Source organism: Hyphococcus sp., assembly GCF_965267305.1.
Lineage (GTDB): Bacteria > Pseudomonadota > Alphaproteobacteria > Caulobacterales > Parvularculaceae > Hyphococcus.
On sequence record NZ_OZ253945.1, the window covers coordinates 1,218,649 to 1,238,304 of the forward strand.

At 56.5% G+C, this 19,656-nt stretch carries 18 protein-coding genes and 1 pseudogene; 5 read left to right on the forward strand and 14 right to left on the reverse strand.

Annotation, left to right across the window (positions count from 1 at the left end):
* Nucleotides 1–41: 41 nt before the first annotated feature.
* Nucleotides 42–851: a DNA -binding domain-containing protein gene (locus ACQY5P_RS05825; protein ID WP_133162366.1), complete on the reverse strand. Its 810-nt coding sequence runs from the start codon at nucleotides 849–851 to the stop codon at nucleotides 42–44.
* A gap of 175 nt (nucleotides 852–1,026) precedes the next feature.
* Here ACQY5P_RS05825 and ACQY5P_RS05830 point away from each other — a divergent pair, with 175 nt between their 5' ends.
* From ACQY5P_RS05830 to ACQY5P_RS05840, 3 genes are read left to right on the forward strand one after another with little or no spacing between them, the layout of a single operon-like run.
* Nucleotides 1,027–2,043, forward strand: coding sequence for a hypothetical protein (locus ACQY5P_RS05830; protein WP_428409882.1), 1,017 nt, complete (start codon nucleotides 1,027–1,029; stop codon nucleotides 2,041–2,043).
* Between the two features lie 15 nt (nucleotides 2,044–2,058).
* On the forward strand, nucleotides 2,059–3,057 hold the full coding sequence (locus ACQY5P_RS05835) for an ABC transporter substrate binding protein (RefSeq protein WP_104831434.1): 999 nt from the start codon (nucleotides 2,059–2,061) through the stop codon (nucleotides 3,055–3,057).
* A complete protein-coding gene (locus ACQY5P_RS05840; protein ID WP_104831435.1) occupies nucleotides 3,054–4,592 on the forward strand; it encodes an ATP-binding protein in 1,539 nt (512 codons plus the stop codon). Before ACQY5P_RS05835 ends, ACQY5P_RS05840 begins: the two co-directional genes overlap by 4 nt.
* On the opposite strand, the gene ACQY5P_RS05845 is transcribed toward ACQY5P_RS05840, so the two are convergent.
* From ACQY5P_RS05845 to ACQY5P_RS05890, 10 genes are all read right to left on the reverse strand, one after another.
* The gene (locus ACQY5P_RS05845; protein ID WP_104831436.1) at nucleotides 4,564–5,958 is read right to left on the reverse strand and encodes a cytochrome P450; all 1,395 of its coding nucleotides are present in this window, start codon (nucleotides 5,956–5,958) and stop codon (nucleotides 4,564–4,566) included. The genes ACQY5P_RS05840 and ACQY5P_RS05845 overlap by 29 nt on opposite strands.
* Nucleotides 5,955–8,036, reverse strand: coding sequence for a TonB-dependent receptor plug domain-containing protein (locus ACQY5P_RS05850; protein ID WP_104831437.1), 2,082 nt, complete (start codon nucleotides 8,034–8,036; stop codon nucleotides 5,955–5,957). Before ACQY5P_RS05850 ends, ACQY5P_RS05845 begins: the two co-directional genes overlap by 4 nt.
* On the reverse strand, nucleotides 8,017–8,979 hold the full coding sequence (locus tag ACQY5P_RS05855; RefSeq protein WP_104831438.1) for a response regulator: 963 nt from the start codon (nucleotides 8,977–8,979) through the stop codon (nucleotides 8,017–8,019). Before ACQY5P_RS05855 ends, ACQY5P_RS05850 begins: the two co-directional genes overlap by 20 nt.
* 166 nt (nucleotides 8,980–9,145) lie before the next feature.
* Complete coding sequence (locus ACQY5P_RS05860; RefSeq protein WP_165793799.1) at nucleotides 9,146–11,104, reverse strand: DUF3363 domain-containing protein; 1,959 nt, start codon at nucleotides 11,102–11,104, stop codon at nucleotides 9,146–9,148.
* Nucleotides 11,105–11,244: 140 nt separating this feature from the next.
* The gene (locus tag ACQY5P_RS05865; protein WP_104831440.1) at nucleotides 11,245–11,778 is read right to left on the reverse strand and encodes a S26 family signal peptidase; all 534 of its coding nucleotides are present in this window, start codon (nucleotides 11,776–11,778) and stop codon (nucleotides 11,245–11,247) included.
* The gene (locus tag ACQY5P_RS05870; RefSeq protein ID WP_375204407.1) at nucleotides 11,775–12,026 is read right to left on the reverse strand and encodes a helix-turn-helix domain-containing protein; all 252 of its coding nucleotides are present in this window, start codon (nucleotides 12,024–12,026) and stop codon (nucleotides 11,775–11,777) included. The genes ACQY5P_RS05865 and ACQY5P_RS05870 overlap by 4 nt, the downstream gene beginning before the upstream one ends.
* Before the next feature lie 217 nt (nucleotides 12,027–12,243).
* Entirely contained in the window at nucleotides 12,244–12,573 is a 330-nt protein-coding gene (locus ACQY5P_RS05875) for a DUF736 domain-containing protein (RefSeq protein WP_104831441.1), read from the reverse strand.
* Nucleotides 12,574–12,993: 420 nt separating this feature from the next.
* Nucleotides 12,994–14,688, reverse strand: coding sequence for a ParB/RepB/Spo0J family partition protein (locus ACQY5P_RS05880; RefSeq protein ID WP_104831442.1), 1,695 nt, complete (start codon nucleotides 14,686–14,688; stop codon nucleotides 12,994–12,996).
* A gap of 3 nt (nucleotides 14,689–14,691) precedes the next feature.
* Nucleotides 14,692–14,955 (reverse strand): hypothetical protein, encoded by a 264-nt coding sequence (locus tag ACQY5P_RS05885; protein WP_104831443.1) that lies wholly within the window; start codon nucleotides 14,953–14,955, stop codon nucleotides 14,692–14,694.
* Complete coding sequence (locus tag ACQY5P_RS05890) at nucleotides 14,952–16,007, reverse strand: ArdC family protein (RefSeq protein ID WP_104831444.1); 1,056 nt, start codon at nucleotides 16,005–16,007, stop codon at nucleotides 14,952–14,954. Before ACQY5P_RS05890 ends, ACQY5P_RS05885 begins: the two co-directional genes overlap by 4 nt.
* Before the next feature lie 521 nt (nucleotides 16,008–16,528).
* Here ACQY5P_RS05890 and ACQY5P_RS05895 point away from each other — a divergent pair.
* A complete protein-coding gene (locus tag ACQY5P_RS05895; protein WP_104831445.1) occupies nucleotides 16,529–17,368 on the forward strand; it encodes a type IV toxin-antitoxin system AbiEi family antitoxin domain-containing protein in 840 nt (279 codons plus the stop codon).
* Nucleotides 17,358–18,281: a nucleotidyl transferase AbiEii/AbiGii toxin family protein gene (locus ACQY5P_RS05900; protein ID WP_104831446.1), complete on the forward strand. Its 924-nt coding sequence runs from the start codon at nucleotides 17,358–17,360 to the stop codon at nucleotides 18,279–18,281. The genes ACQY5P_RS05895 and ACQY5P_RS05900 overlap by 11 nt, the downstream gene beginning before the upstream one ends.
* Nucleotides 18,282–18,422: 141 nt before the next feature.
* On the opposite strand, the gene ACQY5P_RS05905 is transcribed toward ACQY5P_RS05900, so the two are convergent.
* From ACQY5P_RS05905 to ACQY5P_RS05915, 3 genes and pseudogenes are all read right to left on the reverse strand, one after another.
* Entirely contained in the window at nucleotides 18,423–18,884 is a 462-nt protein-coding gene (locus ACQY5P_RS05905; RefSeq protein ID WP_104831447.1) for a lipid A deacylase LpxR family protein, read from the reverse strand.
* Nucleotides 18,885–18,921: 37 nt separating this feature from the next.
* A pseudogene (locus ACQY5P_RS05910) lies at nucleotides 18,922–19,062 on the reverse strand (lipid A-modifier LpxR family protein); the annotation flags it as partial.
* The gene (locus tag ACQY5P_RS05915; RefSeq protein WP_108723966.1) at nucleotides 19,002–19,388 is read right to left on the reverse strand and encodes a lipid A-modifier LpxR family protein; all 387 of its coding nucleotides are present in this window, start codon (nucleotides 19,386–19,388) and stop codon (nucleotides 19,002–19,004) included. The gene ACQY5P_RS05915 and the pseudogene ACQY5P_RS05910, both read right to left, overlap by 61 nt.
* Nucleotides 19,389–19,656 lie beyond the last annotated feature (268 nt).

Below are 19,656 nucleotides of genomic sequence, written 5' to 3' on the forward strand. Positions count from 1 at the left end.
AGGGGTGCCGAAGAGCCGGATACCGAAAAACTCATTTAGGACTATCCCAACAGCTGGCGATACCCCTTTTCCATCATGAATCTCCCCCGCCGGATGGATCGCCTGACGCGGTCAATCAAATACCCTCCCTCTGGCGCCCAGTCATCGTTGACTATGTGTTCACCATACAGTGCGACCGCGATGTCCCGCATCGGAGTCTGTCGAAGCCAAAGATCGAGCGCGATAAGCACTTCGCCAAGGCGCGCGCTTTTGGCGTCTGGCTTGAAGAGCGATTCTGCAAATTCGCGCTCGCTGTACAGATGAAACAATCGACGCATCGCGAGCAACTGGCGTTCAATATTTCTGGCAGGCGCAATTTGAGGAATAATCGCCTGCCCTACACTCACAAAATCTCCGCCTATGCAATTTATCTGAATTTGCTTTGAACCCGTTTTAAGAAGCAATTGTGGCGTCTGATCTGGCCCGGTCAGCAGAATTTTATCGCACTTAAATTTCTCCAACTTCAGCACATTGTCTTCTGTCTCATCGGCAGGCGAATTAACAATTCTTGCATCTATGATATCAACGGATAGATCGCGCGCCCAAAAAACTACCGTATTATCGATTGGACGATCGCAACGGTCGCAATAAAGAACCCCAAAGTCTTCTGGCGACTCCCCCTCACCGACCGTAACAACCGTTACGCCCCCTACGCTTTTGCTTGGAGGAGTTTTCTCTTCTCTTGGTTCTACAGCGGAAATAAATTCGGGGTTTCGCCGAAGGAACTCGAAAGCCCATCCCGCAGATGTCCGCGCCTCGCCGTCTGTGAGAGGCGTATGTTCCGGCAGCGCCTGTTGAACAGCTCTGTCCACGTTCCCAAGGCCTTAAACCCGTCAAATTGGCTTTCTCGTTGACAATGCTAATGCATTTTTTCCTTCGCTAAAAGAGGAAGATAGTAGAACATCATGCATAATTGCGATATAGGTTTTCCTGGCCTTTGCTTTGCAGGAAATAGTTTGATTTTATTGCATTTTTTGCTGTCCGAGATTGAATAAACTTGCCGCCCGAGCACAAAATATGACTAATCATCTTCGCAAAAAGAGTAACATAGATTTGATGCCGGATATTCTGCCCACCAGGAACGGCGCGCCAGCCACCGTAGAACTGCCGGCATCAGTGTGGACAAGCGCTTTGGATCATCCAAGTCACAGCGCCGGGCCGACTGACGGGCACTGGGCGTTCATGAAAAACGCAAGCGGTTCCCTCCGCGAGACCTTGCGGCAGGTCGTTGGATGTAAATGGGAGGGCGCTCTTTACAAGCTTGACGGCCATGTGCGGGCTGGACTGTGGCGCAATGGCGCTGTCGCAGCGCCGGCGACAGTTCGCGCAACGATTTATTTTCCTGAATCCGAACGTGAATTTTACGATCTATACCGGGCCCATCACGCCGCCAGCTCTGCGATCAGTCGCCTTGACGACATACAGGCGGCGTTTCGTGAAAATGAAATGAGCCTTAATTCCAGACGTCTGAAGCATGGGCTCCTCGTTCAAGCGTTCACATTGGCGCTGCGCGGAAGAATTAGAGTCGCGTCAGATGAAACGCCCGTCGATCTCAGAAATGCAGTCGGTTTATTTCGCGACGAACTGCTTCTGCTCGACAAGGCGATGCCGAGCACGGAAATCTTTCAGACTGGCGTCGTTGCGGCCGCGTTGATTTGCCTGACGCTCTATCCAAAGCACGAAGTGTTCTTCGAAAAGCTAGCTCAGGAAAAAGGCAACAAACGCGACGGGTTATTGGACCCTGTGGAATGCGTTTTAAGCCTAGTCGAAAAAATCCGGAACCAGGGAACTGCATCGATTGATGCTGTACAGGAAGATTTATGCGCGCGAACAGTGCGCGCTTTTCTGGCCCATATGCGCGGCGACCCGGAAATCTTTGAAGGTCGGGTCAACAACACAATGAAGCGGTACTGGTTCAAACGCATGATTCAGGGCGTTGACCTCGATGCCTATGTGAAGCGGGTTCGGCGAAAGAAAAAAATCGCCGACAAGGGTGAAATTTAAGCGGGACGGCATGGGATGCGGGAACGCGAGAAAGCCGGCACGCCGGCGCCGGTTGAATGGCGCGCATTAACCCGCCTTGTTGCGGGCTCGCTCCTCTTTGCGCTGATAATTAGCGCGTTCTCTCCACCAGACGCCAGAGCGCAACAAGAACGCCCCGTCGAAGCAGTTATTCTTCGACCTGCCCCAAACCCCACATTCGATGAGATATTTAACGCCATTGAAATGGGCATTCGATCGCGAGGGTCTGCGCTTTCTATTACGGAGCGCCGGCTCGATGCTTTCGCATCTGCGCAAGCGATGCGAAACGGTATTTCCTCGGATGCGCCCGAACTTGTTTTCACGCTCGGCCGGCAAGCAGACGAATCCTATCGAAGCAGCGGCCTGGATATCCGCCAAGTGGTGGGCGGACTTGATATTGAGCCGGGCCTAGGAAGCCGGGACGGCGTCTCCCTGACCGCCGATCCCGTATTCCTGCTCAGCCGATTGAAAACGCTTATGCCGGAAAAACGGCGAATAATTGTCGTTTACGACCCTTCAAAAGACCGTTGGCTCATTGAGCGCGCCAAAGCGATATCGGCTTCTATCGGGATTACAATCGTCGCCCATGAAGCCACGACACTCTCGGAAGCTTCAAACCACTACTGGAATATCCTGAAATACGGCAACCCCGAAACTGATGTTTTGTGGCTTCTTTCCAACCCGTCATTTGTCTCAAACAGCAATCTTCCGCGCCTCGTCGAAGAGAGTTGGCGGCGTAATTTTACGATCATCAGCAACAATATCGATCATGCGCGCCGCGGAACGTTTATTGCTATTTATCCTGATCTTGAGGCGATGGGCGCTCAGCTTGCCGATCTAGCCATCGCAATTTCTGAGAATCCTAACAAGCGCCCGGAGGTCGAACCGCTCGGCGCAGTAAAATTCGCCGTCAACAAGCGGATTGCAAGTCACCTCGGCATAGCAATATCGGCGCAGGATGAGCGATCCTTTGATCTCATCCTGGGGGAGCGATGAGCACGATGTTCAATCGTTTCCGCCAGATGCGAATTAGCCGTCAGCTCTCCATCACTGCCGGAGCCAGCATCATTCTATTCTCGGTTACCCTGACGGCTATAGCCTCTACCTTGATTTCACGTCAGCTCAGAGACAACGCAGTTACTGATGCGCGGCTGCAAACCGAGCAATTCGCTGAACGCACCATCTTCGCGTTTCTCGTAGAAGACCTGACAGTCGCAGAAGAGGCGATTGGGAGCATCACCGCATTCCCAAATATTGATGATGCGAGACTGATTAGAGCCGACGGCGAGACACTGGCAAGATACGATAATGGCCACGCTATAAATGACACCAACAGCCCGATCCGTCATCTCACAAATATAAGGGAGTCCTCTGAGTATTGGATAGTCGCCGCGCCGGTTCTGTCCTCTCCAGAACCCAACGATTTAGATAACGGATCGGTCAACGCGGAATATCTTGGTTCAGTTGTGCTGGCGTTCTCGAAATCGCCGGTGCGTGAAACTATTCGTACAATCTGGGTCATCAATGGTTTAGCGGGGTTAGCCGCCGCCGGCATATTCCTGGCACTATTATCCTTCCAGATGCGTGTGCTGACCGATCCATTGAGATCGCTAAGTTCAACGATGTCGAATGGCGGGCGTGACGCGCCGCGTAAGCGCGCCAGAATATTTGGATCCAAGGAGATTCAGGAAATCGCCGCGATCTATAACCAGCTTATGGATGAGATCGAGACATCCCAGGCTGCGCTAGAATCAGAAGTAGCGATCCGAACGCAGGAGCTAAAAACCGCCCGCGATGCAGCGTTTGCCGCCAACCGGCAGAAGTCCGAAATTATGGCCGCGGTTACCCACGAAATGAAAACGCCTTTACAGGCGATAATCGGCTATACGCAATTGACGCTAGAAGAGCTGGAATTCGCCGTCGAAGACGACGCCGCCCATCGCTCACGGGAACAACTTTCAAATATTCTCGGACGCGCGCATGAACTCCTAAACCGCATCACCCAGATGCTTGATCTGGCCCGCGCAGAAGCAGGAAAGTTCGACCTTAATCTGGTCGAAACCGACATCAGCGCACTGCTTCACGATGCCCAGAAGTCGATCCTGCCACTTGCTGCAGAGAGGAACAACAAGTTCACTGCTGAAATCGACTGTCCGGCGACAATTCTGATCGACCGCGACAAGTTTCAGCAGATCGCGCTTAACCTTATGACGAACGCCTGCAAGTTTACGCACAATGGCGAGATTTACCTCAGATGCAAAGGTCGCCCCAACCGGCTATTGTTAGAAGTCGAAGACACGGGCGTCGGTATCGCTGAAAAGGATATTGATTCTGTCTTTGAACCTTTCCGCCAGGTCGATATGAGCGCCAGTCGCGCATTTGGCGGAACCGGGCTTGGCTTGGCTATCTCACGACAATTTGCAAAATTAATGGGTGGCGAGATTGATGTTCGCAGTGAGCTTGGTGCGGGGTCGGTATTTACAGCTAAAATTCCGCTACCAATTAAGATGGGCGCCTATGGCGCAAAATAAGTTGAATATCTCTGTCCGGCATAAGCGTCACGCCGACTTTATCGCCCACCGTTTGACCATCGACCAGTCTAAACTCAAATTTCTGCGCGCATCTTGCAATGGTCATTATCACTTCCATAAGCGCCAAATGCATACCGATGCACTTTCGCGCGCCGCCACCAAAGGGAAAAAACGCAAATTGGTGCTGCGGACTTTTACTTCCCGACTCAAACCGATCCGGACAGAATTTATCCGGTTCCTCCCAATACTCCGTCTGCCTATGCGTCACCGCGGGTGAAAGTATAACTGTTGCATTCTTTCTCAGAGGGCATCCCTGAACCGGTTTCGTTTCGCTGGACGCGCGCCGTTCCAAAGCGTAGGCCGGCGGCTTCAATCTTAATGTCTCCATTACAAATGCATGCGTGAAAGGTAATCGCTCAGCCTCATCAAAATCCGGCAAGTGCGATTCCGAAAGTTGTGATGCCTCCGCAGCAATTCGGTCCGCAAAGTTCGGATGCGACGCAAGATAATAGAATGCCCATACTAACGCATTTGCAGTCGTTTCTAAGCCGGCAAAAAAGAATGCCGTCGCCTCATCGCGCACTTCCTTCTCGCATAATTGATCGCCATCTGACGACTTGAGCAAACGGAATTGATCGATGAGAGTTGAAGTAGCTTGGGCGGTGCTGCTTGTGATAGAATGGTCAACTATGTCGTTAAACTTTTTCAAGGCGTTCCTAAATTTTTTGCCTTGCGCAAGTTTTGAGTTCTGAAACGAGCCCCTTAGGACAAAACTTCGGCAGAAGACACCAAACAAAGCCTCATTGATACTGGTCACGGCTTCGCTAGCGGCCTGCGCGCGCTCCGACGACATATCTTCGCCAAACATGATCGTTGTCATGATATCGAGAATAAGGTGGTTGGCCTCTGTCGATATATTAACGACCGAACCTTCTGCATCTCTGTGACTCCATCTTTCAACCAACAAATCAACATTTGAGTTTATGATCGGACGCCATGCCTGAACTGATTTCTTCAAAAATAACGGCTGCAGCAGTTTGCGTTTTCGGCGCCATTCATCGCCATTTTCTAGCGCTAACGAGTCACCAAACGCCGCCTTCATTGAGGATGTGAGAATCCCTTTCGTAAAGTCGGGCTCGCCCCTTGTCAGGACTTCTTTCACGCCGTCTGGCGAAGATACCAAATAAGCGTTTGAAGTCATTATTTTGAATTCAACTGGCCGATCATCTCGCTCGGCAAACCTTCTGAGCGATCCGATAAGATCATTCGCCAAAGCAGGAAGCTGGCCTAGGAATGGCCAGCCCTTTATAAAATATGGCCTGTCTCTTTCTGATGACGACCTAGCATTTTCGCTGGTACGCTTCACCTAGACACTCCAATTCGAGCAATAATCTTTCGACCTTCAAGGGGAATATCATCCGTTGGGAAAATCAGATTTGGACTGGGTTCGAGAGCGCGCTTGTCTAACAAATTCGTTGCAGCGACCCGCACAAAGAGACCTGTAATTTGCCGTGGTCTATATTCCAATGACAGATTGGCGAGCGCATATCCGTTTATTGGCGGACGGATGTCGGATGCTGCACGAGAGCGATTTCCGACATACTTGACGCCAATCAATCCTGACCATTCAGGCGTCATCATCCAGCGTCCTTCAGCATATAACAGGTGTTGCGGGACGCCGCTAACCCGTTGGCCTGAATCGCGAAGCTCTGCGCTTTGGTAAGCGTAGCTCGTCCTCACACTCACATTATCACTGACCTCCAAACGCCCATCGAGCTCAACTCCGGCCCCTCGCGTGCCGCCCGTGTTTTCAAATGTCGGTATCCCAGTCATCGGAGAGGGGACGACTTCAATTAAATCATTGGTCCAATAGGCATAACCTGTAATTGATGTTTCGAACGCTTCTGACCATCGCTTTTCCAGAACGATTTCCGCCGTATCTATCATTTCTGGCTCTAAGTCCTGATTGCCTCTTGCGACCTGTCCTGATCCTTCTGTCTCCTCCAAGAACGTAGGCGCTCGGAATGCGCTTCCGTAAAGCGCCTTGACGGTAAGTGTTGGCTTTGCGTTCCAAACCACTGATGCGCGTGGATTGATCGTCAAGCCGAAATTGGAGAAATGATCGAACCGGACGCCAAGCGTCACAGTCCAGTCCGGGGCCACTGACCATTCATCTTGCAAGAGTCCGAATACATTCGTTCGCGAATCGGCAAAGGCGTTCGGAAGGACGCCCAGTTCGTCCGTTGTAAGAAATCCGGGCGCAGGCAATAACACACCGCCGGGACCTTGAAGAAAGTTGCGGCGATCCACAATATTCGTGGCTTCTTGATATGTAACACCGAAACCTGCCTTTAGCTTGTGAGCATTTCCTGGCGCATACAGAATTTCGGCGCGCCCGCGATATTCCGTGAGGTCGAAATCGATTTGGTTCAAAACGCCCTCCGGAAAAAAGCCGAATGCGCCCGGCGGGTTCGATTGAAATAATGCTTTGAAATCTTCTCTGAAGAAGCTCGCCGTCGCCATCATCTCCAAATTCTCGGTGAGGGCTGTTTCGAACGTTAGATCAGAAGAAAATAGATGAAGATCTCTTTCGCCGACAGGATCGAGCGCAAATGCGACACCAGCTCCATTTTGGGCGTCTATGATGCCCTGATATGCGGCGCGCCAGGTGAAGCTGTCTCCAATGCGAAAATCGCTTCGCGCATTGATATCGGTTCTACCGAGCCTAATGCCGCCAGGCGCTAATGACGCGCTCGTGCTAAACAGTTGGTCGAGGAAAGTCTGCACGTCGGCCTGCACAATTGGATCGTCGCCACTCGTCGTTTGCACTTCTAATGAAAGCGCCGCTTCAAAGCCATCTCGAATTATTCCGCTTTGAATCCAGCCGCCATAGGTACTGAAACTTCCGCCCAATGCGCCGACCGAGAAAGGTCCGATTTCCTGAGCAGTCTTCGTAATAATATTTATCGTGCCGGCAAAAGCATCCGCGCCATATAGCGCTGAGCCTGGGCCCCGTACGATTTCAATGCGGGAGATATTTTGAACTGGTAAAGTCCAACCGAGCGGCCTGCCGCCCTGCACGGCGTCGCCAATGGGGGCGCCATTGATCATAACCAAAACGTGTGGATTTACTTCCGACGCTATGGATCGAATTACATATATGCTGTCATGCGCCCGGTTTTTTGATATATGCAAGCCGGTGACGGTAGCGAGCACTTCTTCGATTCTGGTCGCGCCGAGCGCTTCAATGTCCTTCGCTGTAATTACTGTCGCAACGGCTGGCGCTTCGGAGATCGGCTGCTCGTAACCGACCGCCAAACTAAACATTTGATCCCCGCCAAGAGATTGGACCAAATCATTTTCCTGTGCGAACACCTGTCCAGGCAGAAAAGCCATGAACGCTGCCGAAATTGCTCTCTTTGAGTTATTTATCTTGTACGTCATTTAACACCTCCACCCATTCATCGTCGGTTAAATCCTGCGGCGCGCCGGCAAGCATGGCGTCCAGCTGCATCGCGGCGCCGGACGTATTTCCCTGACGCAAGCTGATTGATGCGGCGGTCGCGCGATGTGCGTTCTCACGCGCGGCTGCGCGCATTTCATCGATTTCCCGGTCGGCGCGCGCCAGCGCCATTTCTTGAAACAGGCTTCGACAGAGCGCGCGAAGCACATTGATGTCGAATGGTTTCTCGACGAACTCATTGGCGCCGAGCAGCATCAGATTTGAATGGCGGCTTTGCGAAGCGTGCGCGGTGACAATGATGACCGGCTGTTTGGGATTGACAACGAGAATTTCCTTGAGCACTTCCTCTCCGGGCAACGCCGGCAACATGAGATCAAGCAGGACGAGATCGTGGCGTTTTTCTTTCCATACAGAGAGACCGTCCGCGCCGTTGACGGCGATTTCGACCTTGTAGTCGGCATCAAGCGCGCGCCGTGCGGTTTCGGCGGCGTCCGGGTCGTCTTCAATGATCAAGACGCTGGACCGCCGCCGCTGATCGATCGCCGCCTGAACGATGCGAGGAATCGCATCGGGTTCGGCCAGCGAAGCCGTTGCAGCGTTCAGGCTTTTCGCGATGGCGTCGAACCCGGCGCTTGGTGCGCCTCGATGAAGAACCACAATCGGCAGAGCGGGAGCGCAGAAGCGCCCTGAGCGGATGATCTTGGCGAGACGCCAGCAGTCGCAATCCTCCAGCTGATCCTGAATAATTGCGCAATGGAATGGCCTGCGGCGCAGCCGGTCGATAAGTGCGCGCCCGGTCTCGCAATAAATCGTCTTGAATCGCTCCCCCCAAAACGCCGCGGAGGCAGGCGCGGCGAGCGGCCTTAAAATGTCGGAGGCGACAATAATCGCCTGCTTTGTATCCTTTAATGGTGCAGGAACCATGCTACCCCCTGCCCGAAACAAGACTGTGGAAATTTTTGTAAAGACAAGCGCTTTGATCAAGTATTCTGATGCAGAACTTCAAATCGAGGCGCGCCGCTTTCCTGTTAAACTTGTGTTTTTTGCACTGGCGAATAGATGACATTTCTGTGATCGGCATGACTGTCTCCTAGCGGCCCAGCCCGCTGCGCGTTCGTCCGAAATTCCAGTTGACGCGCCCGCGCTCCATGACGCCCTCGATGAGCCGGCCCCTGCGCGCCTCCATGACCGGCCGCCACGGGACCAGCGTAAATTCCTTCGATTTTTCGAGCACCGCGAAACGTCCGGCGGAAAGATCGAGCCGCTCTGTGAAGCGGCCCTTGATGGTCTCTCCATCTTCGGTTGGAACAAATGTCTTGCCGAGTCTGTGCCCTAGCGTTTCAGCGTGCGCATTCATGGCGGCGGCGCCCCGCGCCGCGAGCTTGTCCTGATCGATGGAGAAGCCGTTTTCTTTTTCCTGCGCCAGACCTTGCGCAAGAAGCCAGTTGCGGCGCGTTGCAAGCGCCTTCTGAACTGCACTGCCAAACCCAAGCGCGCCGTGAGTGTCTTCGCCCTTCTCTATGGCGTCATCAAGAAAGGTCCGTGTGGGCGCCGTCGTCAGCGCATCAAGCCTGACCCATGACAATGTCCGCATTCGCGCCGACGCCTTCGCCGCTTCAAACTGCGCTGTACGTTCAAGAAAGTCGCCCGGAATGCGCCATGTCCCATCGGCCAGGCGCCCGCCGATGCCGGCCCGGCGCAACGCTTCGAGGCGGCGCTTATGCGCAAGCCGGTATTCGGGGCTGGCGGAAGGATCGCAGCGCGCGTGCAAGGCGTCTGAATACATCCCGTCATGACGCGCGGCGATTTCAGCGATGGTGCGGTCGGATTTGCGCGGCGCCGCTGAAGCCAGCGAGGCTTCGACAATCGCGCCTTCCGGCGGCGCCGTTCCGGGGGCGCCGTCAAAGGTTACATGCCACTGATTTCCATCGGCGCCGTCGAGCGCCAGAAAGCGCTTGTCATGCGCGTCGTCTGCAGCGCCTTCGCCGACCACGCGTCCGACTAGGCGGGGCGGCGATCCCGCAGCTCCGAGCTCGCGCAATTTCGCGGGCTCGAATTGCAGCCCCATGGCCGCGCCCATAGAGCGGATGATGTCGCCGCGACGGCCCGCTTCCCGCAGCGTTTCTTCGAGGCCCGGCGCGAGCCGCCAGCCATCCTTTTCGCGCGCAGCGAGGCGCATCTTTTCGAGGGTTCGGAGCCGCGCCAAAAGCAGCTTCGTTTGAAAGCGCTCATAAGCTGTCCGCCCATGCGACGGGGCGACCACGCCGTCTATGGCCGCTGCACAAAGTTTGCGGTCGAGCGACGTGAAGCGCTCCTTGTCGATTTCCGCGTGGCGACTGCGGGCGATGGCGAGATCGCGTCGCGGCCCCAATTCGAGCGTCGCAATTTCCTCGGCGCGCTTACGAAAACCGTGGGTGATATAATCCCGCGCGATGACGAGATCGCGGCCCTGATCGTCGCGCCCGCGCAGCACGATATGCACATGCGGGTGGTCGGTGTCGTGATGGTTGACCGCAACCCAGTCGAGGCGCGTGCCAAGATCGCGCTCCGCCGCCGCCATGACGGCGCGCGTGTAGCCGTTGAGATCGTCGAGTTCGCCACCGTCTTCCGGCGACAGGATGATCCGGAATTGATGGCGGTCGCCGCGCCCTTCCTCCAGAAACGCCTTGCCGTCCGCTGCGTCGCGATCCGGACCGTAGAGCTTGCCGGGCGCGCCATCTTTCTCGGCGCCGTCGCGCTGGATATAGCGCAAATGCGCGCGCGCCTTACCGAGGCCGTTGGCGCCGAGGCGGACCGAACGGATCTTCACGGCGGCGCGCCGCATGTGATGGCGAGCAAACGCCCGCCCGTTCGCAATGAACGCCGCGCCGAGCCCGGCGCCGCGGCCGATCTGGGCGCCCACAAAACGTCTCGAACCGCGCCGTGCGAAGACGCCGGGCCGCGCCTTTTCCATGCTTGCGTAAAGACGCGCCAGATAGCGCTTGGAGGCCTTGCCGCCCTGGGCGCGAATGCGCCCCAAGCGTGGTTGGAAATCGCTGTCAGCGCGCATACCGCATCCGCCGCATTTTGGCGCCGCCGCTGTCAAGGCGGCGCCACCTAAAAAGATGTGCAGACAAGGGCTTAGCCGCATAGCGGCGTCGCCCGTTTAATCTTGCCCTTCCCGCCTTATTCCGTACCCGTCTCATTTCTTCATTCCATTTCCTGAAATTGGTTCCGCTCGCCGCGCGTCCAGACAGGACGCGCGACGCCGATCACGAAAGCGGTTTTGGTCGCTCCGAAATACCGTCCATCCAGGGACTGAGCGTGATCGTTGAGAAGAAAGATTTCATCGGCTTCGAGGGTCTTGCAGCCGCTCCAGACCGGCAGTGTGCGGCCTTCGGAATCGCGAAGCAGCGCATGGGCGACAACAGCGCCGTCAATTGAAATAGTGTCTTCGTTACGGCAAATACGGGCGCCGGAACGCGCCGCAACACGCTTCAAAAGCGGCGTCGCCGGCGGCAGATAACCGCGTTCGTCGATCAGCGCCTGAATGCGTGGCGTCGGCGCTACGATGACAAAATCGCCGCGCTCAAGCCTCTCTTGCAATACCGAATAAAGCCCAATGGGCGCGCTGGCGCTGGCGTTCCAGACGAGGCGCGGCGCAAATTCGGCGGCGCTTGCAACGCCGAGCGCAGCAACCGCCACGGCGCCAATAATGAGAGGTTTCTTGCGGCCCCTCTTCATGATTGCCCAGCCGCTCTGTCGCGATCCGGCGACCCGGCGCCGCCGGTCGACGTATATTTGCGTCCCTGCGACCAGCCGTCGAGATCGGCGCGATGATAGAGAATGCGGTTGCCATGTTTGCGATAGACAGGCCCGCCGCCGTAAATCCGGTAATATTCGAGCGTGCGTTCGCTTAATCTCAAATATTGCGCCGCTTCCGCTGCATAGAGAAACGGGCTTTCGGGGCTCTTTTGCGTCCCGGTCATCATCCATCGCCTTTCCGCGAAGCGTCTTGCTCGCCGCTTTACGGGAGGTCGTGCAACCAATCCCACGAAGGTCACAATGAACGGGCGAAGACCAAGCGCCCAGAGTCGAATTTACGATGACGCAAAATCGACTCGGATGACGCAGAAATGATTCCGGATAATGAAAACCCCCGCGCGGAAGTTCCGCGCGGGGGGGCGTTAATGCAATGGAACCCTCGCGTTAGTTTTGCGGATTCCAGAGAATGGCGAGGACGCGCTCGTCTTCCTGCCCGGCGGCGCGGGCGAGGTTCGCGAAAACGCGTTTCTCGCCAAAGGCCGGATGCGCGAAGGTGAGCGAGACGTAGGGCTTGCCGGAATTTTTCCCGACGCGGTTCCAGCCGCCGCCGATCTCATTGCCGCGCGCGGCGTAGATGCGGAAATCGGGCTGGCGCTCATTGTCCTTCGCCTCGTTGGGAACGATGGTGATCTTGGTATTCAAGGTCATCATCGCCAGCGTGCCTTCAAAGCCGCCATTCTCGCGTTTCGTTACGGTTCCAAGTGATTGAGCCATCTTTTCGTCTCCTTATTGCTTGGCCGGAGAACCATTCCCCGGCCTGACGCGAAACGATGAGAACGGCGCGCCGGACCGCCTGAACCCCCTCTTTCACTTTTGGGGGCCGAAGCGCAGCGGAGGACCGGCGGGGACGGATTTTTTGTTTCGCGATGAAGGCCGAAGGCCGAGGAAAAAATTCGTCAACGCCGGTTTCGGGCGGGCCGGTCGTCGTTCAGTTTCGCGCGATAAAGGCCGGGAATGGTCGTCGTCGCTCAAGCGAAATCGAGAGAGACGAATGGCGTTCTGAGCGCCGGAACTGAAGCGCGCAAATTGAACGCATCGCTGATTGAAGGCGTGGCTTTGATGACCTGAATATCGCACTAATCAGTTCCTAAAATGACGAGGCGAAGCGCGAAATGCGCCCCGCCCCGTGATCGCCTAGCCCGCAAAAAGCGGCGCAATTTTCTCGGCGCGTTTGACCGCGCCGGGCTTTCCGACGTCGCCATAGGACAGCGCCGGAAACTGCAGCCAGCGCGGGCGCCAGTTCTGCGTTTTTTCGCGACCGTTCCGGCCGTCGAGGCAGTCGCGAATGATCGCTTTCTGGGCTTTCGCCGTCGCATCGCTGTTCGCCTTCGCAACGCTGTCGCCTGCAATGTCGGCGAGCATGGCGTTGGTCATGTTTTTGTCGCGCAAAAGCTCAAAAAACGCATCGTCGGGCGTCATCCAGTCGGCGATATCAATAGGCACAACGCGCGCGAGACAGTCCACCGCCTCGTGACCGGCGGCGATGATTTCCGCCGTGACGAAAGTCAGAATACGGGTGATGTCTGTATCCGAAAGCGTCATTATTTTTGCGAAAACGCAAGCCATTCGCCAGCCGTCTTCATTGCCGCCCGTGATAAAGGACGGCTCGTCAAGATCGAGCAATTTGCCGATGTCGGCGCGCTCTTTCTCAAATGCTATTTGCCCTTTCGACGCCGCAACGCTCGCCGCCGTTTCCTCTTTCCGCGTCGCCTGCCGGTCGGGCTGACAACGGATATTCGGCGCGCCTGCGATCAGATGCGCCGCCAGCAAACGCATCGCAATTTGTTGGTGTTTCAAGAGCACGACGCGCGCGGCGGCATGGCGGTGAAGGTCCACATAATTCTCCAAGGGCGCTGAGCATTCGGGTCGCTCAGTGCGCTTTTCTGTTTTCGCCGCGCTCTTTTTCCGCCGGGGCGCGTAGCCCTTGATGAAGGCGACTTCGCCGGAATGGCGCACTTCGACGAACACTTCGCCGCCCTCTTTTTTGGGGAGTTGATCGTACTCCCATGAATGGAAAAACTCTCCGCGCGGCAGGACCGTCACTTTGCTCCAGCCGCTTGAAATCAGCTTTTCGCGCTCGACTTCAATCGCCGCTTCCTGACGCGCCCAGAACTTTTCGGCGTCAGCGAAAACCGACCGCTCGCCGAACAAATCCTCGAAGATATCGCCGTCATAATCTTCTAGGGAAAAGAGCGCGGCGCTGGTTTCGATCTCGCCGCCGCCCAAGAGCCAGCGCTTTAACGCGGGTCCACGTGGAGCCCGCATGTCCTCCGATTTGAACATTTCGAACCATTCGCGCTGCTTAGCAACGCTCGCTAGGGTGAGCGCGGTGATGCTGGCCCCGTCGATGTCGTCGTCGGCATAGGCCTTGCGGATGCCGGGAATGAGGCTCGCCAAGGCGAAGCGGCGCTTCACTGTGAGTTCCGTCAACCCGAATATGCGGGCGATCTCGTCAACGCTCTTGCCTTTGTCGTTGAGATTTTTGAACGCCTCGAATTCCTGCATTTCGTCGGGCTCGAGCCGGGCGGTGTTTTCAAGAATCGAGGCCTCCACGGCGGCGGCGTCATCGCCCTCGGCCAACACCCGGCAGGGCAATTCGCGCGCCTCGCCGGTTTCCTTTTCGATTGTCTTCGAGGCCAGAAATCGCCGCCGTCCGGCGACGATTTCGAAGTGGTCTGGCTCGCCATTGGGACGCACGAGCAGCGGCACCAATACGCCGCGTTCGCGGATCGACGGCAATATATCGTCGAGATATGGCTTTTTGCGCGACGCTCTCATATTGAGCGCTGAGACCGCCAATCGGTCGAGCGGGATTGTTTGCAGTTCCATCTTTCATTCTCCTGTTGCTGATGGTTTGGATTGAGACGCCGCTTCGCGGTCGAGACGGCGCAATTCATCGATAAGGTCGATCTGGCAGCGGAATTCCAAATCGAAGAGTCCCATGTCGCAGCTTTTTTGCGCGGCGCGGGGCGCCAAGGGCGCCGCCGCCAACACGCCAAGCCGGTCGCGCAACGTGATCGGCGCGACGCCGCACATCAGCGATTGCGTTCCGGCACCCGTTTCTTCTGCTTCCGGCTTTTCGTCGCGCGCGCTCATGCCGCGCGCTCCATCGCAGATGCGTCAGCGTCCGGCGCCGGATTCTCAAAGGCGAGAATAAACTCCGCCGCTTTGGAGGCGAGCGACGCCGCGTTGAAAATTGCGCGGTTGTCTTCCTTCAAGACCTCAAGCCATGCACCCAGATAATCCGCATGGCGCACGGTCGGCGTGATGGATAGCGACGCGCAGATAAACGCGCTCGCCATTTCGGCGACCAGTTCCTCGCGGGCATAAGCGTGGCTTCCGTAGCGGCCCTTGAATTCACGGTTCAGGCGCGAGGCGTGGCCGGTCCAGTGGCCAAGCTCGTGAAAGCATGTGCGATAATAGTTGATCTGCTCGAAGAACGCCGGTTGCGGCGGAACGCGAATAAAGTCTTGGCTCGGTACATAAAACGCCCTGTCGCCGCCGATCCGAAAATCGGCGCCGGTCGCCTTGATAAGATTTTCCGCGCGCGGGATCGCATCGCATTCCGGCAGTGGCTTGGCGCCCGCCGTCAGTTCTTCGGCCAAGCCCTCGCATTGCGCGGCGTTAAAGACCGTATAGCGTTTGAGGAATGGCACGAATGACGCCTCGTCGCCGTCTTTCGCCGCTCGCTCCTGCTCGTCCCTCGGGATAAATTTGTCGGCGTAAACGACCATGGCGCCGCGCTCGCCTTTCATGACAGAACCGCCCAAGGCTTTCGCCTGTTTGAAAGTCAGCCATGTCTGGTCAGAAAAGCCGTTATCGATGGCGGCGCCCCAGAGCAACAGAATATTGATCCCGGAATAGGCGCGGCCTGTCTGGGCATTTTTCGGCAGGCCTGCAGCGATGGTTGCGGGTTCACCGCGCGCGGCCCAAGGCTGCGCCCATGGAAAGCGCCCGGCCTCAAGTTCCCGAACGATCTTCGCCGTTACCTCGTCATAAATGTTAGTGCGCGGCTCGCCATTCTTGCCGCGGCGTCGTTTGCGCGCTCGTTTGTTTTGCTGAGCGTTTTGCGACTCGCCATGCCGGACGCCATTGACGTCCGCTTCTGCGGCCTCTCCGCTTGCTTTAATGTTTGTCTGTTTTTCCATCGCTCGCCGCTCCTTTCCGGACTTCGCCCCGCCGCAAATTTCCCCAGACGGCGGGGGCGGCGGAAACGGGGCGCGGAGAAGCGCCGGGTTTTAAGGACGGGCCGCAATGGTTTTGGTAGGAGAAGGAAAACGACTTAGACGGATCAAAATCCAAAACGGTTGCGGACCGGCCGCCCGGCGCTACCCGCCCCCGTCTTCCGTTCCGCCGCCCCCGACCGTCCCAGGGGAATTCGTAAAAGTCGCGGGGGCCTGCCCCCGCGTCCGTATCCCGACCAACGGTCGGGCAAGCGGCAGGGATCGTCACCCGAAGGGCGAAGACGGCGAATTCATTTTTTGAATTTGTCGTCTTCGGGCCGCCGATCACCCTTTGATCGGCGCGCCTAGAGCCCGGCACCGCCAGGCGGCCGCCCGCGGCAAGCAACTTTACTAAAATGGTGATTTATTGGTTATTAACCCCTGAAAAGGCATGTTGTCAAACCAAAGCCTTGCCAGAACTTTGAAAATACTATATTTTATTGGCTATGACCCAACAACGTCAGGAACGGTTAAAGCCCCTACTCGACGACTTGCCGCCCGGCTATGTCGCCGACGCCGCATGGCTGACGGCTCGCGGAATCGACCGCAAATCGATCCTGCAATATGAGCAACGCGGCTGGCTCGAAAAGCTCGCCCGCGGCGTTTACCGCCGGCCTGACACGAACCGCGATGTCAGCGCCGCCGACGACTGGCGCCGCCTCGTCCTCTCTCTGCAGCGGGTTATGGGCTACGACGTTCATGTGGGCGGGCGCACCGCCCTGTCGCTGCACGGCTTTGAGCACTATCTGCGCCTCGGCGCCGAGGCGCCGCGCGTCTATCTTTATGGCGATGTCCCGTCATGGCTTGCGCGGCTGCCGGGTGCGGACCGGTTCGAAACGAGAACCCTTAGCCTGTTCAGCGGATCAAAAACCGGCGTCGATGGCGTAGACGACAAAAAGCAATCATCCCCGAAGCAACGACGATTGAACGATCTCGTCGTCTCAACGCCCGAACGGGCGATCCTCGAAATGCTGAATGAACTGCCGGTCCATGAAAGCTTTCACAATGTCGATGCAATATTCGAAGGTCTCGCCAATCTTCGCCCGCGGCTTCTCGAAGCCCTGCTCCAGGAATGCCGCAGCGTGAAAGTCAAACGGCTGTTCTTCGTCTACGCCGACCAGCACGATCACGCCTGGCGAAAATATCTGAACCCGGACGATTTCGATCTCGGATCGGGTCCGCGCGCGCTTGTTGAAGGCGGCCGCCTGCATCCGCGCTACGCCATCACGATCCCGCCCGATCTGATAGACGACGCGCAAAACGAGAGACCCGACGATGGCCCGTGAGACCTATCTGGCGCAGGTGCGGCTCTTGGTGCGGCTGTTGCCGCTCCTCGCTGACGAACCCGACTTTGCACTCAAAGGCGGCACGGCGATCAATCTCTTTTATCGCGACATGCCGCGGCTGTCGGTAGATATCGACCTCGCCTATCTCCCTATCGCCGAACGCGCGCCGTCGTTGGAAGCGATTGACGAGGCGTTCGATCGCCTCACAGCGCGCATCAACGCTCTGCCCGGTGCAAAGGCTGGGCGCATCGCCGGCGGCGGCGGCGAGACGCGCATCCTTGCGGATGCTGGCCGCGTTACAGTCAAGATCGAGACCTCGCCCGTCATGCGCGGCGTGATCGGCAAAACGCGCCTCATGCGTGCGGCGCCTGCGGTCGAAGACAGATATGGATTCGTGGAAACGAAGGTAGTCTCGTTCGATGATCTTTACGCCAGCAAATTACACGCCGCGCTAGACCGCCAGCACCCGCGCGATCTCTTCGACATAAAACTCCTCTACGAAAACGAAGGCCTCACCGACGAACTCTTCGGCGCGTTTCTAATTTACATCGCCTGTTCGAGCCGTCCCACCCATGAATTGCTGGCGCCGAACGAAAAGGATATCGCGGCCGAATTCGAGAAGGAACTCGTCGGGATGACGGCGGCGCCCGTTGCACTCGAAGAATTGACCGGCGCGCGATCGCAGCTGATTGCCGACGTTAGGTCGCGCATTAAGGGACCAGCGGCGGAATTCCTGATGACGCTGCAGGCGGGCGAACCTGATTTCTCACTCATCGGTCTGCCGCAGGCCGCCGCCCTGCCGGCGATCAAATGGAAAATTCTGAACTTAAAAAAGTTGATGGCAGAAAACCCGGACAAGCACCGTGTGCAGCGAGAGCAATTATCCGCAATTCTCCATACCGCCGAATTATGAGCAGCACATAATCAAGGAAATTCCGGCCGAAATTTTGCCCGGTGTGCATCCGGCGATGGAGACTTCAGAAACATCCTCAAAGCAGACTTCCAAATGCATTTGCGCTGGTTCGGCGCCGTTTTTCGTCGATCAGCGATCATGCTAGAATTTTGCCGATAGCGAAAGCGCGCCGAACTCATGCCGCGTGTCCTGTGTTGCAAACTCCTTCGTCCGCCAAACATAAGTATAGGCGATCTGGAACGATTTGATTTGGATCACGGCGCCGGCCTGGACGTCGGCGACGAGATGGCGTTTTTCGACCGAAAGACTTGCGCGCCAGGTATTCCCGTCAAGAAAAATATTGCGCGCGACCGCACGCCCTTCCGCGCCGGCGAACAGGTACCACGATGCGGCGTCGACGCCGCGATAATATCCGGCGCCTGCAAGGCTGGGCCGAATGCGCGGCGGCCAGTAGTTTCCTTCAAGATTTTGGCCGACGTGAAATGTCAGGCCGGTCTTGCCTTGCGTCAACACATTGCCGACGGAGATGCCCGCATTGGGCGATGCATCGATTCCGACGCCGGGGCGAGATACGCGAAAAAAACGGCCGCCAGCGCCGTTCATAGGACAGAATTAAACCGGGCTCGTTGCAGAGCTGGTTGTCCCATCCGTTGACCCTGTCGCCCTTGATAAGTCGATGGAAATTGTACTGCACGTTGTCGCCGAGCACGGCAGGCCCGATTACACCGGCCAAAACGGTGAGCATGTCGAACATATCATTGTCGCGTTCAACCAGCACGGAATATTCCCCGTAGAGCCAAACGGCGTATGTATGCTGATCAGGAAGCGGTTCAATCGCCTCTGTATCTTGCGGGGTAAAATGCTGTGACTGAGAGCGAAGCCAATTCGCGTAACGTCAGCCGGCGACGCCCGCAAAAACCGTCTCGCGATTTCTTTACCGCGCCCCGGCGTCGACAGATAACCAAACCGCACGCCGTTTGTGTGGTTGCTATCAGTCGAACCGAAATAGTCATTCTCAAGAAGCACGCTCCATGTCGCTTTTTCTTCCGCAAAGGTGCATGGAGCCCATAGCGCTGCAATGAAAATGGCGAGTAATGGAATCTTCATCGGGCCAGCGCTCGACCCATCGCCTCTCGCCAGAAATGCAAGAACTATTCTTCATTGAGTTCTCCCATTACGCTTCATTCAATCTCTTGGCCCCCGCCAGCACGGTCGTCAATCCGGGACGTCAAGATACCAATGGCGGCCGTCAACGGCGGTGCAAAATGGAGCCACGCGGCAAAAGCGGAACAGACATAATCATTTTGAAGATTAAGTTAGGCAACATGCACTCTTGTTTGACACGCGTCGTGGCAAGCACAAAAATAAAGAACGC

What these genes read in the sequence shown, in the direction of transcription:
- ACQY5P_RS05835 (WP_104831434.1), top strand. Translation starts at nt 2,059, where the DNA reads ATGCGGGAACGCGAGAAAGCCGGCACGCCGGCGCCGGTTGAATGGCGC.
- ACQY5P_RS05840 (WP_104831435.1), top strand. Translation starts at nt 3,054, where the DNA reads ATGAGCACGATGTTCAATCGTTTCCGCCAGATGCGAATTAGCCGTCAG.
- ACQY5P_RS05850 (WP_104831437.1), bottom strand. Translation starts at nt 8,036, where the DNA reads ATGACGTACAAGATAAATAACTCAAAGAGAGCAATTTCGGCAGCGTTC.
- ACQY5P_RS05855 (WP_104831438.1), bottom strand. Translation starts at nt 8,979, where the DNA reads ATGGTTCCTGCACCATTAAAGGATACAAAGCAGGCGATTATTGTCGCC.
- ACQY5P_RS05860 (WP_165793799.1), bottom strand. Translation starts at nt 11,104, where the DNA reads ATGCGCGCTGACAGCGATTTCCAACCACGCTTGGGGCGCATTCGCGCC.
- ACQY5P_RS05865 (WP_104831440.1), bottom strand. Translation starts at nt 11,778, where the DNA reads ATGAAGAGGGGCCGCAAGAAACCTCTCATTATTGGCGCCGTGGCGGTT.
- ACQY5P_RS05870 (WP_375204407.1), bottom strand. Translation starts at nt 12,026, where the DNA reads ATGATGACCGGGACGCAAAAGAGCCCCGAAAGCCCGTTTCTCTATGCA.
- ACQY5P_RS05875 (WP_104831441.1), bottom strand. Translation starts at nt 12,573, where the DNA reads ATGGCTCAATCACTTGGAACCGTAACGAAACGCGAGAATGGCGGCTTT.
- ACQY5P_RS05880 (WP_104831442.1), bottom strand. Translation starts at nt 14,688, where the DNA reads ATGGAACTGCAAACAATCCCGCTCGACCGATTGGCGGTCTCAGCGCTC.
- ACQY5P_RS05885 (WP_104831443.1), bottom strand. Translation starts at nt 14,955, where the DNA reads ATGAGCGCGCGCGACGAAAAGCCGGAAGCAGAAGAAACGGGTGCCGGA.
- ACQY5P_RS05890 (WP_104831444.1), bottom strand. Translation starts at nt 16,007, where the DNA reads ATGGAAAAACAGACAAACATTAAAGCAAGCGGAGAGGCCGCAGAAGCG.
- ACQY5P_RS05895 (WP_104831445.1), top strand. Translation starts at nt 16,529, where the DNA reads ATGACCCAACAACGTCAGGAACGGTTAAAGCCCCTACTCGACGACTTG.
- ACQY5P_RS05900 (WP_104831446.1), top strand. Translation starts at nt 17,358, where the DNA reads ATGGCCCGTGAGACCTATCTGGCGCAGGTGCGGCTCTTGGTGCGGCTG.
- ACQY5P_RS05905 (WP_104831447.1), bottom strand. Translation starts at nt 18,884, where the DNA reads ATGAACGGCGCTGGCGGCCGTTTTTTTCGCGTATCTCGCCCCGGCGTC.
- ACQY5P_RS05915 (WP_108723966.1), bottom strand. Translation starts at nt 19,388, where the DNA reads ATGAAGATTCCATTACTCGCCATTTTCATTGCAGCGCTATGGGCTCCA.